The organism is Salinimonas profundi, from assembly GCF_014750655.1.
Lineage (GTDB): Bacteria > Pseudomonadota > Gammaproteobacteria > Enterobacterales > Alteromonadaceae > Alteromonas > Alteromonas profundi_A.
Genome location: NZ_JABBXD010000005.1, coordinates 171,522 through 187,035 on the forward strand (window position 1 = coordinate 171,522; position 15,514 = coordinate 187,035).

Annotated in this window: 12 protein-coding genes and 1 tRNA gene; 7 read left to right on the forward strand and 6 right to left on the reverse strand. The window is 45.7% G+C overall.

What is annotated here, in order from left to right:
* Positions 1-176 precede the first annotated feature (176 nt).
* Positions 177-1,277: an LPS export ABC transporter permease LptF gene (gene lptF, locus HHX48_RS10790; RefSeq protein ID WP_191024989.1), complete on the forward strand. Its 1,101-nt coding sequence runs from the start codon at positions 177-179 to the stop codon at positions 1,275-1,277.
* A complete protein-coding gene (gene lptG / locus HHX48_RS10795) occupies positions 1,277-2,338 on the forward strand; it encodes an LPS export ABC transporter permease LptG (protein WP_191024991.1) in 1,062 nt (353 codons plus the stop codon). Before lptF ends, lptG begins: the two co-directional genes overlap by 1 nt.
* A 16-nt stretch (positions 2,339-2,354) precedes the next feature.
* On the opposite strand, the gene HHX48_RS10800 is transcribed toward lptG, so the two are convergent.
* The gene (locus HHX48_RS10800; RefSeq protein WP_223858303.1) at positions 2,355-2,834 is read right to left on the reverse strand and encodes an RDD family protein; all 480 of its coding nucleotides are present in this window, start codon (positions 2,832-2,834) and stop codon (positions 2,355-2,357) included.
* Positions 2,835-3,220: 386 nt separating this feature from the next.
* On the opposite strand from HHX48_RS10800, the gene HHX48_RS10805 reads away from it, so the two are divergent.
* Positions 3,221-3,305 (forward strand) — tRNA-Leu (locus HHX48_RS10805).
* A gap of 179 nt (positions 3,306-3,484) precedes the next feature.
* Here HHX48_RS10805 and HHX48_RS10810 read toward each other — a convergent pair.
* The 3 genes from HHX48_RS10810 to HHX48_RS10820 form a co-directional block, all read right to left on the reverse strand.
* Positions 3,485-6,052 (reverse strand): excinuclease ABC subunit UvrA, encoded by a 2,568-nt coding sequence (locus HHX48_RS10810; RefSeq protein WP_191024995.1) that lies wholly within the window; start codon positions 6,050-6,052, stop codon positions 3,485-3,487.
* 270 nt (positions 6,053-6,322) lie between these two features.
* Positions 6,323-8,020, reverse strand: a complete 1,698-nt coding sequence (locus HHX48_RS10815) for a protein adenylyltransferase SelO (protein ID WP_191024997.1) — start codon at positions 8,018-8,020, stop codon at positions 6,323-6,325.
* Between the two features lie 699 nt (positions 8,021-8,719).
* The gene (locus tag HHX48_RS10820; RefSeq protein WP_191024999.1) at positions 8,720-9,706 is read right to left on the reverse strand and encodes a DUF429 domain-containing protein; all 987 of its coding nucleotides are present in this window, start codon (positions 9,704-9,706) and stop codon (positions 8,720-8,722) included.
* A 133-nt stretch (positions 9,707-9,839) separates the two neighbouring features.
* Between HHX48_RS10820 and HHX48_RS10825 the strand changes: the two genes are divergently transcribed.
* Positions 9,840-10,598, forward strand: coding sequence for a restriction endonuclease (locus HHX48_RS10825; RefSeq protein WP_191025001.1), 759 nt, complete (start codon positions 9,840-9,842; stop codon positions 10,596-10,598).
* A gap of 19 nt (positions 10,599-10,617) precedes the next feature.
* On the forward strand, positions 10,618-11,373 hold the full coding sequence (locus HHX48_RS10830) for an NYN domain-containing protein (RefSeq protein ID WP_191025003.1): 756 nt from the start codon (positions 10,618-10,620) through the stop codon (positions 11,371-11,373).
* 375 nt (positions 11,374-11,748) lie between these two features.
* Here the strand turns inward: HHX48_RS10830 and HHX48_RS10835 are convergent, their stop codons facing one another.
* Both HHX48_RS10835 and HHX48_RS10840 read right to left on the reverse strand, forming a co-directional pair.
* Positions 11,749-12,045, reverse strand: coding sequence for a hypothetical protein (locus HHX48_RS10835; RefSeq protein WP_191025005.1), 297 nt, complete (start codon positions 12,043-12,045; stop codon positions 11,749-11,751).
* A gap of 3 nt (positions 12,046-12,048) precedes the next feature.
* Positions 12,049-12,231 carry a hypothetical protein gene (locus HHX48_RS10840; RefSeq protein WP_191025007.1) on the reverse strand — a complete coding sequence of 61 codons (183 nt, stop codon included), beginning with the start codon at positions 12,229-12,231 and terminating at the stop codon, positions 12,049-12,051.
* 165 nt (positions 12,232-12,396) lie between these two features.
* On the opposite strand from HHX48_RS10840, the gene HHX48_RS10845 reads away from it, so the two are divergent.
* Both HHX48_RS10845 and HHX48_RS10850 read left to right on the forward strand, forming a co-directional pair.
* Entirely contained in the window at positions 12,397-14,436 is a 2,040-nt protein-coding gene (locus HHX48_RS10845) for a winged helix-turn-helix domain-containing protein (protein WP_191025009.1), read from the forward strand.
* Between the two features lie 340 nt (positions 14,437-14,776).
* A complete protein-coding gene (locus HHX48_RS10850) occupies positions 14,777-14,950 on the forward strand; it encodes a hypothetical protein (RefSeq protein ID WP_191025011.1) in 174 nt (57 codons plus the stop codon).
* Positions 14,951-15,514: the final 564 nt, after the last annotated feature.

Genomic DNA, 15,514 nt, shown 5'->3' on the forward strand with positions numbered 1-15,514 from the left:
ACTTGCAGGGTTATCACCGATGGCGCAAAGTGGCTGAGGTTTCTTTGTTACCATAATTATGGTCAAAATCCACGCAAACAGGTAACACAAATACAGGTAAAACTTGTAAAAACGGTTAGTTTACTCAAAATTGTGCGCTCTTTCACTATAAATCCAATTATTCCAGTAGGACAGACATGCTCATATTTCGCTACCTGATTAAGGAAACGCTGAAATCTCAGCTGGCGATATTCCTCATCCTAATGGCAATTTTCATCACATTACGCTTTGTACGCGTTTTGGGTGATGCGTCTGATGGTGACATCCCGGCCGGACTGGTGTTGGGATTCTTAGGTCTGTATGCCCCTATCCTTTCTTCACTGGTACTGCCAATCAGTGCCTATCTGGGGATAATGCTGGCTCACGGCCGTTTTTATGTTGATAGCGAAATGACCATTATGCGCGCCTGCGGGATCAGCGAATGGTATATCGCCAGAGTGATGCTGTTTCTGTCGCTGTTTATTATGTGTATTACCGGCTTTATTACTCTCTACCTGGCTCCCTCTGCGGCAGAAAGTGAATATTTATTGCGGGAAAAGGCCAGAAATGAAGCGGGTATTTCCGCGCTTATACCGGGGCGTTTCCAGCAAACCGGCAATGAGAAAGCCGTCATTTTTGTTCACGATATTGGTCAGAATGACCGATTAGATCGAGTCTTTTTATCGCAGAATCAGCCTGACGATGAAACCTCCGAAGTACGGGTGGTTTATGCTGATGAAGGTTATATTCAAAATAATGACGATGGTACCCGAAGCCTGGTATTGCAGGACGGTGTGCAATACGAGGGCGAACAAAAAGCCCTGAATTACCGAAAAGTTGAGTTTGACCAGTATCAGATTCAGATTGCTGATGAGCCAGCGGAGGAACCGCGGCGAAAAGTCAGTGTATTGCCAACGTCTGAACTGTGGGGCGATGACTCTATTGAAGCCAGGGCCGAGTTGCAATGGCGTTTCGCTATACCGCTGTCGATTCCCTTTTTGACCCTGATTGCGGTGCCTCTGGCAGCGGTTGATCCACGTCAGGGCCGCTTCGGTAAAATGTTTCCGGCCATTTTATTGTATCTGGGATACTTCCTGTTGCTACTGGCCAGCCGCCGGGTACTGGCCGATGGCAAGATGCCTATTCAGCTGGGGCTCTGGTGGGTGCATGGCATCATGCTGGTTATCGGTATTGGCCTGATATTCCGTGACAGAAAGACCGGCACTGAATTTCGTGCCTGGCTGTTGAGGAAGAAGTGATGTTTAAAATACTCGACTGGTATATCGCCAGAACGCTGGTTGGCACAATCTCTGTCACGTTATCAGTGCTTATCGGCTTAAGTGCACTGATTAAATTTGTAGAGCAACTTCGTAAGCTGGGTGAAGGCGAATACGATGTCATTCTTGCGGCTGTTTATGTTGTTCTGAGTTTACCAAGGGAATTAGAGCTCTTTTTCCCCATGGCTACGCTTCTCGGTGGTCTGGTGGGCATGGGCGTGCTGGCCAGCAACAGCGAACTGGTGGTGATGCAGGCATCTGGCTTAAGCCGCTGGAACATTATCAGTTCGGCGATGAAATCCGCCGTGGTAATGATTCTGGTGGTCATGGCAGTGGGTGAATGGGTGACACCGTTTGCCGAGTCAAAAGCCAAAGAAGTCCGCACCGAGGCCATTTCAGGCGGTTCGCTGTTTTCTTCAGATCAGCTGGTGTGGGCGAAGGATGGCGAGCATTTTGTCAGTATTGGCCAGGTCGTTACCCGCGAGCAACTGCGTGATATTACTATCTACAATTTTGATGATGCGCTCAAACTTAAAGATATTACCTTCGCACATGAAGGTTACTTTGAAGACAATGTGTGGTTTCTCAGCGATGTATCCCTGACACAATTTACCGATAAACAGGTTTCCGTGGAACATCAGGACAAGCAGCGCTGGGACTCCAGCCTGACCCCGGACAAACTGGGTATCGTGGCAGTGAAACCAGAAGCACTATCCATTCAGGGCCTGGATGATTATATTCAGTATCTGGATAACAACGACCAGGATAGCAGCCGGTATCAGCTGGCCTTCTGGCGTAAAGTTCTGCAGCCGGTCTCTATCAGCGTAATGCTGCTTACCGCATTGTCATTTATATTTGGCCCGCTGCGCAGTGTTACAATGGGCGCACGGGTGATACTGGGTGTGCTGACAGGCTTTGGCTTTTTCATTACCAATGAAGTATTCGGGCCGCTGAGTCTGGTGTATAGCTTTCCGCCGTTTGTGGGTGCTCTGCTACCCAGTTTACTGTTCGCAGCGATTGCTGCATTTTTGCTGCGTAAATAGATAAAACAGGAAGCCGCTACCAGTTCTTATGGTGGTTGGCTTCTTTTGTTAACAGCAGCACTTCCGTGTTGGCTACCCTGTCCTGCAACGACTGCTTATTTTTAAAATCAATAAGCACCAGCAGGGTACCCAGACCACCTAAAGCACAAATCAGCCGCAGGACCAGCCTGCTCCAGGTCATTGGTGCGTCGGTGGTTGAGTAAATGCGCAGTCGCCATGCGCGCATGCCCAGGGTTTGCCCCCCTTTTTTCCAGAACCAGAGGAAGAATCCGGCTATCCACGCCCCAACCCACAATTGAATCACCAATTTGTAGCCCAAAGAAGCCTGGATCAGGTCTGCTGGTTCAGCGTATCCCCGCAGGTCAAGGATGCCATTTTTCAGCAAGATGACCAATGTAACGATTAACACAATGGCCGCGCACATTCCTACCGCTGTTGCGACCAGCGTGTCATATACCATTGCCAGCAACCGGCGAAAGAAGGTCGCCCTTGGCATTATCTGCGGTTCGCTATCGTTAACCTGTTGTTTCTTTTGCTTATGTTTTTTCACAGCGCGTTCCATTTAGTGGCGCTCATAGAATGACACAACTTAAAGCAGTCTGAAACAAACTTAGCGCAGTCAGCAATAAATACCATTTTCATCATAACGTAAGCAATTTGTTATGCTTTTTCATTTTTTGCCTGCAGTTTACTGGCAAAGAGTTTGAAATAGCCAACTAGTGGCAGCGGGTAAGTTTTGATAGCAGTTTATACACGGTAGGCAGCAATAATTCGGCGCCAGTTGCGCATCAATTAATCGAAAGGTGTGCTACACACCAAAAAAAGCTTGAGTGTCATTCGCACATCGCTATAATGCAAAGCACATCGACCCACGTCGACAATGCCAGTGTGATGGAATTGGTAGACATGACGGATTCAAAATCCGTTGCCTTCGGGCGTGGCGGTTCAAGTCCGCCCACTGGTACCACTCTTTTCACGTCTACAGAAAAGAGAAAAATAAGCCGACGCAAGTCGGTTTTTTTGTGACTGCTTATACGAAAATCGCCACACCCCGGCGTGACGCTCGAGTGTCGGGCCAGCGGCTGGCGATTCAATATGCCGTATTTTAAGGACACAGAAAGTGTTTAGGTAATTCAGGCCTTTCCGCTAAGCGCTTAAGCTCGCTTTTAAAAATGTAGCTGTGGCGCTGTCCTTAGCATTAGCAACTTTCTCTGGTGTACCTTGAGCAACTATCCGGCCTCCCTCACCGCCCGCGCCCGGCCCCATGTCTATAATGTGGTCGCAAGCTGCAGCCACCTGCATATTATGCTCAACCATCACAACCGTGTTTCCACCTTCAACTAACTTTGCTAAATGCTGCATAAGTAACGCTGTGTCTGAAAGATGCAAACCTGTTGTAGGCTCATCGAGCACGTAAAGGGTGTTGGAGTTTTGCGCGCGTTTAAGTTCTGACGCCAGTTTAATTCGTTGCGCCTCACCGCCCGACAACTCGGTAGCACTTTGACCCAAGGTTAGATAGCCAAGCCCTACGTTCATTACTGTTTGAAGTCCGCGTGTAATAACCTGATTAGTTTCAAATACGGGTATTGCCTGTTCAACTGTAAGCGACAATATATCGGCGATGGAGCGCTCGTTGTAGCGAACTTCCAATACTTCATTGTTATAACGCTTACCGTTACAAACGGTGCAGGGTGAATAAACGCTCGGCATAAACAGTAGTTCTACTGATACCACACCCAACCCTTCACAATTAGAGCACCGCCCTTTTGCGACGTTGAATGAGAAGTGACCTGCATCGTATCCACGAGTCTTTGCTTCCTGTGTTGATGCAAATAAGCTTCTGATCTGATCATATATTCCGGTATAGGTTGCCAAAGTTGAGCGCGGGGTTCTACCTATGGGCGATTGATCTACCACAACTATTCGGCTTAACTGATCAATCCCAGCATCGATAAAACCTTGTTTCGGTGTCGTGTCTTGTGCAAAAAGCGAGCTGGCGTCAGTGAGCACCTCCTTAGCATCTCTTGTTTTTTTTGTTTCTTTCGCTTTTTTCTCATCTTTCACAGCAGTGTTTAAACCGTCTTTAACTAGTTCAACCAGCGCTTGGCTAATCAAACTCGATTTTCCTGAACCAGAAACCCCAGTTACACACGTCATCACACCAAGAGGAATATCCACAGAGACATGATTGACATTATTTATCGACACATCATTAAGGCGCAATAACTCAATTGGCTTACGCTTAGAGCGAGTACAAAGTGCTCTGTTGTTAAAAACATATTCTGCAGTAGCTGAGCTTTTCTCGCCTACCAATTTATTAGCTGGACCACTGTAAACAAGCTCTCCTCCGTTAATACCTGCTCCAGGTCCAACGTCCACTACCCAATTCGCGCCTTTGATGACGTAAGGGTTGTGCTCAACAACAAGCAGCGAATTTCCAGAAGCAGTAATATTGTGAAGCGCGTCAATAAGTGCTTCTACATCGCGAGGATGAAGCCCTGATGAAGGTTCATCCATGACAAACATCACACCAAACAACTTTGATTTTAGCTGCGTTGCCAGGCGCAGTCGCTGCAGCTCACCTACAGAGGTACTTGTAGTGCTTCTATCTAACGAAAGGTAATGAAGACCCAGCGCAATTATCGGCTTTAGTCTTTCAACAATGTCGCCCGTTATACTTTGTATAACTTTGCCCCGCTCTGAGGTATCGCCTTCGACCGAGTGTTGCAACGCCTTAAGCTTTTCATAAACACTTTGTAGTGACAGCCTTGAAAAATCGATAATATCTAAACCATCAATTTTAACAGCCAGTGCCTTTTGCTTAAGCTTTTTACCCCGACAAACCGGGCATGTTTCAACAGAAATGAAAGGGGTTATTCGTTGCTTCATTTTCTCATTTTGAGACGTTTTGAAAGTATCGAGTACATGACGTCGTGCGCTTATAAACTTCCCATTGTAACTTGCAGGTTCTTTCTCTTTTCGTGCTTTACGAGTTTGCTCTAGATTATAATTTCGATATGCTGGCACCTGTGGCATTTCATCAGTAAATAAGATCCAATCTCGTGTTTTTTTCGGTAGCTCTCGCCACGGAATATCAACGTCGATATCAAGGGAAAGCAGCACCCTAACGAGGTTTTTCCCTTGCCATGCTCCAGGCCACGCAGCTACAGCTCCTTCACGTATAGTAAGGTTAGCGTCGGGCACTAAGCGATGGGCTTGAGTGTCAAAAACTTTGCCAATACCGTCACAGTGTTTGCATGCACCGTCAGGCGTATTAGGAGAAAACCCGTCTGCATAGACAATACTTTGACCTTCGGGATAATCGCCGGCACGTGAATACAGCATGCGCAGACTGTTAGAAAGCGTAGTGATACTTCCAACTGACGAGCGAACAGAAGGGGCACCGCGACGTTGATGAAGACCTACCGCGGGCGGTAGACTCTCAATAGCATCTACATCAGGCTTTTCTACCTGCTCTATTAAGCGCCTGGCATAGGGAGATATAGAATCTAAATAGCGATGCTGAGCTTCCGCATATAGCGTACCGAAAGCCAAAGAAGACTTACCGGAACCAGACACCCCCGTAAATACCACCACTTCATTTCGAGGTATATCAATATTGATGTTTTTTAAGTTGTGTACACGAGCTCCGCGTACCTGAATATGTCCTTCGTTTTCTTGCCCTTGATTCTTTTGCCTTTCACTATTTTGCACCTATTCACCTATTTCGTTTTGGGATTGCAATTAGCAGTCCTACCTTATTGCATAAAAAGCCATGGGATGTATCAATATGTGAATACTAGGGCTTTTTTTCGATCAATTATTGACGCTGCGACTGGCTTCACTCTTAAAGCGATACTATTTATGGTGCTAAACACTTCAGTATTTCGCCTTCGATGTGCTCTCAACCCAATGGTTTGGTTCTGATGATTTCAATACGGCTATCTCGGCAATAGGCCACTTTGTCGGAGTCATGCTCGTTACTTAAGAAGAACAGCTATAATGAACGACACCCCCTGCGTGCATAAATTCATCAGGCCGCAAGCAGTAGTATTTTTCTTCCATAGCTTGTGATTGTTCATCATAAGGTGCACAAAGCACCTGCTGTAATTCACCAAGTAGCGATGTATCCTGCTTTTCTGCCTGCTGATAAGCTGGCACCACTAGCCACTCTCGCATGGTGTATTTAGGATTTACACGCTTCATTTTTGTAGCAACACTGTTGCTGTCTGGGGTATGAAGAGCACGTTTGCGCCAAGTTGCTAACCAGCCATTCCAGTCACTAAGAAGAGCCTTGCTGACGGGTTTGTAAAAACTCTTGCTTGTAGCTGCGATGTCGTCGGGCAGTTGGGACAGTTCACGAAAGAATATCGTATAATCTACAGGCGTGCGCGCCATAAGCTGCCAAAGAGACATCAGCAATTCGCTATCGTATTCAGCGAGTCCAAGTTTCGCTGCCCACATGGTATTGAGCTTTTCTTCCATGATAGCTGGAAACCCATTAAGCACCGCCTCGAGCGCTGATATGTCTTCATTGGATTTTGACAATAGTGGAGCCACCGCTTGGCAGAACATCTCAAAATTTTTAAAAGCTGCGGCTGGTTGATTGAAAAACGAAAAGTGCTGGCCACCACCGGTCCATGGCTGAAACTTCGGGTCAAAGATTTCACAAAAACCGAATGGGCCGTAATCCAACGTAAACCCACCCACAGCACAATTGTCACTATTGAAATTCCCCTGGCAATACCCTACGCGGATCCAGTTAGTTACCAACGACGTCAGGCGATCGCAAAAGGCTTCGGCCAGTTGCAGAACCTGTGCTGCTAAAGGTTGGGTAATATCAATCTCATTTATGTATTCACGCTCTATAAGATGACGGACAATCTGTTCCAGCTCTTTCATAGCATCAGGATGCTCATGACTGCGAGCGCGACGGCCAAACAGCTCTAGTTGCCCCACCCGTAAAAATGAAGGCGCGACTCGGGTTGTTATGGCAACCGGATTAGACACCAGAATTTCAGGATCAACAGATGTTGAGCCTTCCAGATACCATGGCCGTTCCACTGTGTCGGTTTTTGACATGATCAAGCTCAGTGAACGCGAAGTGGGCACCCCAAGCGCATGCATAAACTCTTGGGCCAGAAATTCGCGCACGCTGGAGCGCAATACTGCACGACCGTCGGCACCGCGGCAATAGGGTGTACGTCCGCCGCCTTTAAGCTGCATTTCCCAGCGCTGTCCATTAGCCACCAGCTCTACAACCGACATCGCCCGGCCGTCACCATAGCCATTACCGGTCTGAAACGGACACTGCTGAATATACTCTGTCCCATAAATTGACAACGCATAGCCTGTTGCCCAGCCCACCCGTTTCATTGGCTCAGGCAGCTGCGTCATATCCCCCGAAAAAAGCCGGATAAATGCACCGGAATGCGCCAGTTCATTGCTTAGCCCCAGTTCATCAAACAAAGTTTGACTGTGAGAAAGGTAGACCGGATTATTCAGGGGAGTCGGAGTTACAGGAACATAGTGGCCAGAAAACACCTGCCTTGCATTGTGGTCAGCGCCGTCCTCGGTAGACTGAGGATCGGGGGTTAACGCTGTTAACAGGGAATAATCTGTTAGGCGCGCAAAGTCATGAAGATCAGATATCTCAGCTGTGTTTGATTGTGTCTCTGTCATCGTGGATACTCTTTATGTTCTACACATTGTTGGATAGATACGGAACATCCTCCCTCGAAGACGTTATCGATTAACGAGTGTATTTTCCAGCCCTGAGCAGATTGAATTAATTGGAAGCTGTTGGGTACCGCAATGGCTGATGTGGTTATCCCGTTAAAACACATAAGGCATTCATACGGCAGTAGGACCCATAGTCCGCTTACTCCCGTTAGCCTGAGCCCGGTGTAACTGCGTTGACGCGGTAAACTGAGACAACAACTCAGCACCATCGTTGGCCCATTATGCCTCTTTATGGATGTGACCGTACAATCTGGGTAGAACCCGTGTGAGGTGAGTTAGACTCACTTCCCAGGTTAAATTGCAACCAAGCTATTGCTATCAAGCACATTGTATTTGCAACATCAAAAACAATGTGCTTGCGAAGAATTTGCAAAGTTTTTTAAAAAAAGAATTAACATACTGATTTTGAGCAATAAAAATGCACACTAACTTTTCAAAATCCGTTGCCTTCGGGCGTGGCGTCCGAGTGTCGGCCCATCGCGTGGCGACCAGCCTAAAGTCCGCCCACTGGTATCACTCTTTTCACGTCTACAGAAAAGAGAAACAATAAGCCCACGCAAGTCGGTTTTTTTGTGTCTGGACTTTATTGCTAAAGATGCGAAAAATGATTGTTCAATATTTGCTTATAAGACTTAGCCACTACATAAATCGACGTTTAAATTCTGTTTTCCTGGCCTCAGGCTCCGCCTCTTTTAAGCCTTTGCACTTGTGTGCAGCATGCGCGTCCCATCCAAACGGCCATCGCTTGAATAGGTGCTGGTGACAGGCTGGGCAAGGCCGTTGATGGCTTGTTGCTGAGGCTTGCTCTATCGTCTTGGGCTGAAACGTTGTTCGTATATGTGCTGCTGGACGTCGTATTGGCTCAACATTTGGTATCCATATGGCATCCCCCTTCTGTGCATCACCAAAACAGATTCGGTCCTGCTCGGGCAAACTTGCTACCCAGGCTGCACTGTAGGCATCCACTTTGTCGTGCATCGGTCCCAGACATATCTTATCTACCTGCGCCCAATCACTCTCTGCCTTGGGCCAACCGGTGCAATGCGACATCGCAGACAGTTGACACTCTGCCTGATTCTTTTTGGTTTTGTGGATATTCGCCACACCTAACTGCTTGACTGTGGCGTGCGGGTAAACTTCTATGCATTCAGCTACTTTGCTCAGCCTTTCATTCAAAGCAAAACCTAGCAGCATAAATATTTGGTGAGCATGTGGCAGATTCTGTATCGGCTTATTCGCTTCAAGATGAGCAATACCTTTTGCCTTAATCTTTTCAAAATCGTCTGAAGATGGTGTGGTATAACAACTGATGCCGGCTTTATCTAGTGCCTGCTCTGCGACTCTGCGCTTTAGAAGGTTGTCTCGGGGATGAAGTGGTGAGTCGATGCCTATCCGAATAGGGTTCAAGTGAAATTCATCGCATATCGTTTCGATGTAGTTCGCGACATCGTTTGAAAACGCCATATTCACTTCGTCGTGCAGTGTTAAGACATTACCCAAACCTTTAGGGGGTTTTATTTGGTGATTAGCTAAGGGTATTGGCAACAGTCGCCCCTTTTCCTGACGACAAATCACTAATGGCAGATGCTTGCCTTTCGCACAAGCGACATCAATACCAATAAACACATCCGTGTTTTCCTCGCCTCTCGCTCTATAGTTTGCACCACGCTACAAACAATACTACACAATTGGAATTAATACCCAATCAGGACATTGACTGAGTTAATATCAAATCATTATTGAACAAGGATGTTTGATTGTGCCTAGAAAGAATCCATCTTTTGCTGACCTTCTGCTTCAAGCGCCGTGGTGGGTATCCATTGTAACTGCAGCAATCACCTATTTTGTGATGGGCCATTTACTCCCCTCTACTGAGACCGACAACCCGATTATCAATATGGTGTTTAAGGCGCTTGCTGTTCCTGCACCGCTTTTCACACTTTTCATATTACTCATCGCGCCTTTTTCGTTTTTCAATTCACGACGAAAGGCCAAGCAACTAGATTCTCAAAAGAGTATTGAGACCATTCGACAACTGCACTGGCGCAATTTTGAAGAGCTAGTCGCAGAAGCATTTCGCAGACAAGGCTATCGAGTGGCAGAAGGCGGATTTGGTGCAGACGGTGGTATCGACCTTGAGTTGAGAAAAAACAAAGAATGGGTACTTGTTCAGTGTAAACAATGGAAAGCTCAAAAGGTAGGCGTGAGTGTAGTGCGTGAGATGTTTGGTGTACTGATAGCAAGTCATGCAGATAAGGTAATTGTTATTAGTTCAGGCCACTTTACTCAGCAGGCAATCGACTTCGCAGCTGGTAAATCTATCGTTTTACTTAGTGGAAAGGAGCTATTGTCTTTGGTTTATGACGTGCAAACGAAGCCCAAAATAGAACCTGAAAAACAGATATCCTGTCCGCGTTGTGGTAGTGAGCTTGTAGAACGGCAAGCGAAGCGTGGCAACAAAGCGGGCAATATTTTCTTGGGCTGTGCTAACTTTCCCAAGTGCCGTTACACTAATTAGTGTTATTAAGGAAAAAACAATGAAAGACTTGGATGTTCATAAAAAAGTTGCTGTACTTATAGATGCCGATAATGCCCAGCTAGCGAGGCTTTCTGCAATTCTGGATGAGATTTCTGCCCACGGACACGTATTGATCAAACGAGCCTATGGTGATTGGTCGGCCGATACACTTAAAAACTGGAAGAAACCATTGAATGAGCTGGCGATTCAGCCCATACAACAGTTTGCCTATACCACCGGAAAAAATGCGACCGATGCATCGATGATAATTGATGCAATGGATTTACTGTATACCGACCGCATTGATGCCTTTGCTCTCGTAAGCAGCGACAGCGATTTTACTAAGCTAGCATCCAGGCTTAGAGAGTCTGAGAAATTTGTATTCGGTGTAGGAGAAAAGAAAACACCGGTATCCTTCAGAAACGCTTGTGATGATTTCGTTTTTACCGAAAACCTGGAAACAGCTCAGGCAAATAAAACAGAAAAAGCAGTGCCAGGTCCTGCTTCGGCCAGCTCTACAAATGGTGCTGAAGAGCTTATCCCGGCTTTTCTTAAAGCTTGGGAACTCTATCAGAACGAAGATGGCTGGGTTAACGTTGGCCCTGCGGGTAGTTTCCTGAAACGCGCCAAGCCGGATTTCGACCCTCGCACTTATGGTGGAAAAAAGGTAACCGATGTCGTAGCTAGCTTACCGGTTGTATTTGAAATGTCTCGCCAGCGGGGAAAAGGAACGACAAGTATTGTGCGTTATCGTCCCAAAATGATTGCGATCTAACAGTTTCTTTTTAGCAGCTTTAAAAAAACATTACGTCTCCGCGGAAAATTATCGATTTCACTTGCAAGTTCCGATAGTTAAGGTAGTGCAACTTTCAAATCTGAGAACGTTTTTGTAGTCTAAACAGGGGTGGCTTCAATAAAGCCCCGCGTCGCGGGATTATTTTCAGCGCCCGATAATCGTGCCCATGGCAATGCTTTTGTCTCAGTCGCTATTCAAAAGAGAATCCCGGTGCTTCAAAGGTGCCCGAGAACGGGTGTGGTGATATTGCGATGTATGTATAGAGCGATGCCCGGGCCAGTCATTAATTCAAACTTGAAAACTGAACCGGGCTGCGCTGTTACTTAGAGATTGAGCACATCCTAGATGTGACTTTCATATAACGTTATCCGTTATGTTTGACCACACTTCGTTATACTCAAATTGGTAAGTAAGGGGGACATCCAGGTCATGACGAGCCCTTGAAGGTATCTCATCATCTTGAATAAAAAGAGGGTCCTCATCCGTGATCCCCTCGGAGTCGTAATATAAAACCACCAGGACAAGTTCTAAATCTGTATCCCGATAGATTGATAAATCTTTTAAGTCAGTCGCTTCAGCTATTACACGACTGTCACCCGAAGCAAATACTTCTTCGACACGCCATATAAAGCGATGCCCCTCTCCGGCCATTACTTAGTTACCGGCAAATCTTTTATTACACTCTGGATAGCTCGAACAGCGACCTATCGTTTCCATCCCACTTGTGGTTATAACCGTTTCAGACGAAGTCTTCTCTTTATCACCGGCTGCAAATGCAGGAAGGGAAAATACAGTTAAAAGAATTGCTATAGTAGGTGCTTTGATGAGTTTGGTCATTGGGACGCTCCTTAATTTTTATTTTGAGAGCGCAAGTTATACTATGGCTATGCAAACGCTGCTTGACGAAACCTTTACCAATTATTACAAAGTGATAATAAGTCCTGACAGCACATTACATTTTATTACGTAAAGCTTATTTATTCTCATTGAGACAGGAATCGCATGGAGCAGAAGTACATCATTGCCCATAATCTCACCTATATTCCCAAACGTGGAATCATCATTTATGAAGGTGGGAAAATTGAACTGGCAAACCTCCAGCGACAGATTCTGGAGCTGTTTCTAACAAGTAACGGCGACCCCGTTACGAAAGAAACGCTATTTGAACTATGGCCAGCACAGAGTATAGCGTCAGAACAACAACTCGCCACTGCAATATCAAGGCTTCGCAAAAATTTTAATCAGGCAACTGGCGAGCCGGGCGTGAACTTCATCAAAGCAGTTCAAAATGTTGGGTATGAGTTTATTGCACATGTTCAGATTGTCTCAGAAGCGCCTACAGTTGAGCGGGATGAGCCAAAACAAGAAAGCAATGCCTTAAGGGTAGTTCGATGGCTACTTTTGCCAATTGCCTGCGTCATTCTAACTGCAATAGTAAGCGCGTTTTATTTCGATAAAGATCTGTCAGAATTCACAGCCGGAGCCACTGTCGGTTATGTTGACTCATCGAACGATAAGCGCGAACCTGCATTCTCATCATTTAGCGATGAGTATGCTTATGGCGTGAAAAGCGAGGGCGATGAAAACTGGCACGTCCTCGCTTATGAATCTTCAAATGCTGGCAGTATAGAAATAACAGCCCCTAATGCAGATATTAGAGAACCCGTATGGCTTGACAAAAAGCAGCTACTATATGTCGAGAAAAGCGCAAAATCCTGTGAGATTATGCAGGCCAGCCTTGATTATGAGCAAGTCACTTACAGCAGCAAACCGATTATATCTTGTAACCCTGCAAGCATTACAATAGACATCGCTTATCTCAAAGGTGACCGTATTTTGCTGGCTCAGATTCCGCCCGGCAAAAGCCAATCTCAACTTGATGTTTATGATTACTCGACTGGTGAGCTATTGTCTCAGCGAGTTCCAAGTAAACAAGGCATTGGCATTTATGCCGTATATACATCACCTGATGGTAAGTTTTTAACAACACTGCGAACAGAGGATAATTTCTCCACTATCGTAGAGCTTTACGATGCAGATAACCTATACGACAGTCTTTGGCGAACTGATATCGACTATACGATGTTTAGTATAGCAATGCACAATACCTATCTTGTTTTTAAACACGACAACGGGGTATTTACGGGGCTGAAATACCACAACTTACAGCTTACTCCCCTGGTAACGTTAACACACCCGGCCTATTATCCTACTTACCATCCGGATGGCTTCGCTTTTATTGATGGTAATTTCAGCGCCAGTAATCTATTAATGAGCGGTAATAAGAGAATCGCCCCGGTAAATCAACCTGTAACAACTGACGAATCATCGGCAAATTACCTTTTGGCTGTTCATAAAAGTGATGTTTTTTACAGTTCGGACAGAACTGGCACAACGCAGATTTGGAAGTTCGATACTAACACCCACTCACACGTTCAACTCACTCGTGCACCGTTAGGCATTGATGCGCTTCAAATGTACATCAGCTCAGATGGCAACAAGTGCGCGCTCATCCGACGGGGCCGAATTACCCTCTGCGATCTGGAAAAGAATAAAATAACATTGGGCGAGCAGTTTGACGGCCGCTCACCTACGTTTGATTCACACTCTGTTTTATACATCAACGATCACGATGGTCAGGGTGTGGTTTTCAGAATGAACCCGCGGACTAATGAGCATCATAAAGTTGGTTTGCCACCTGCCCGTCGGATTGCAAACACCGAGCATGGCCTTTTTATACAAAAGCAAAACATAGACGGAATATGGCGGGTAAACGATAGTGATGAGGTAAGATTAATAGCCATAAATACCACCCCGCTTAGTTTTGAGTGGGAAATTGTTGGCGATAGTCTCTACACCCAAACAACATCGGACGCGCAGATAAGAAGGTTCGATATAATGAAGGGCCATCCGCTTCCTGTCGAGCTCAATCAACAGTGTAATGTTGTCTATGGCTTGGCCGAGGACTATTGCGTCAGAGTGGCGCGACAACGCCCTAAAAACCGATTAATGGCAATCAGTCTTGATTTGAATGAGCATTAATAACGTTCCGTGGTCAGGATGACTTGCTCGCGACTAATGCTTACTGGTTTTTGCATTTTCTCTTTAATAACCATTCAGCTTTTTTGTCTAGGCATCGATTTGCACAAGCATTCCAACAGAACCACCATTTTCCTACTACTTTTCTGCAGACTATACAAATAAATACTGCACGCCAAAAAGTTTCTCTTACTTTAAGAAATTCAAGTTTAGCTGACTATCTACCTCATCTAAAAATATTGACCCAAAGTTCAGTTACTTTTGGCCTCAAGCACTTATAAGTTTATTCCGCTATCGTTCATCTGATTAGCAGAATATTGGGATCTATCAAAAGGAAAATTGAATGAGAGAACTTACTTTCGACGAAGCAAATAATGTCTGCGGTGGAATAGTGGCGCTTTATTGGGTAGGAGTAGGTGCAGTATGGGCTTATCGTTCATATAAAACAGTGCGGTTTGTTTCGCAAGCAATGGCTGGAGACGCCTTGTACGGCGGTGCAAAGTCAATGATTCCATAATTGTACAAGCGTACGGCCAAATCCGTACGCGCTTTTTGGCGTGTAAAGATGCGTATAAATGAGTGTCACTGTCCGTGCTGCGACAGTCAGGTAAGACTACGAGCAAAATTAAGGCTAATGGTACATGAAACAATCACATGCCATTGCTGTGAAGCTACGTTAGTCGTTAGTATTTTTTCAGCTGTGCTCGCAACCTGCTTATTAGGTGTACCCGCCTGGCTGTTATTCGATGAGCTCCTGACAGCTACTGATATCCACAAATATGTGAAGCTCTTTTTAGGCTTCAGCGTGTGTATGTGTGCGGCGCGACTTGGCTTTCCATTCTCCACTCTTATCCAGGTCAGGCGCTGATATTCAAAATAAACAACTGTAGTTCCGTTCTCACTATCCTCTCAGGCTCTTTCAACCGACATCTTCCTGACTTAGTACTTTTACCTGACTGACCGGGACTTTGTGTTATTTGCATTAACATAAGGTGTTATACGAAAATTATACGGAGGGAAAGCTTTGCTATGTAAGTCATCACTTCAGCGTAACGATAGAGCGAATATAGGATTGACTATA

Coding starts and splice junctions, on each gene's coding strand:
- HHX48_RS10850 (WP_191025011.1), top strand. CDS start 14,777: ATGAGAGAACTTACTTTCGACGAAGCAAATAATGTCTGCGGTGGAATA.
- lptF (WP_191024989.1), top strand. CDS start 177: ATGCTCATATTTCGCTACCTGATTAAGGAAACGCTGAAATCTCAGCTG.
- lptG (WP_191024991.1), top strand. CDS start 1,277: ATGTTTAAAATACTCGACTGGTATATCGCCAGAACGCTGGTTGGCACA.
- HHX48_RS10845 (WP_191025009.1), top strand. CDS start 12,397: ATGGAGCAGAAGTACATCATTGCCCATAATCTCACCTATATTCCCAAA.
- HHX48_RS10815 (WP_191024997.1), bottom strand. CDS start 8,020: ATGACAGAGACACAATCAAACACAGCTGAGATATCTGATCTTCATGAC.
- HHX48_RS10800 (WP_223858303.1), bottom strand. CDS start 2,834: ATGCCAAGGGCGACCTTCTTTCGCCGGTTGCTGGCAATGGTATATGAC.
- HHX48_RS10830 (WP_191025003.1), top strand. CDS start 10,618: ATGAAAGACTTGGATGTTCATAAAAAAGTTGCTGTACTTATAGATGCC.
- HHX48_RS10840 (WP_191025007.1), bottom strand. CDS start 12,231: ATGACCAAACTCATCAAAGCACCTACTATAGCAATTCTTTTAACTGTA.
- HHX48_RS10835 (WP_191025005.1), bottom strand. CDS start 12,045: ATGGCCGGAGAGGGGCATCGCTTTATATGGCGTGTCGAAGAAGTATTT.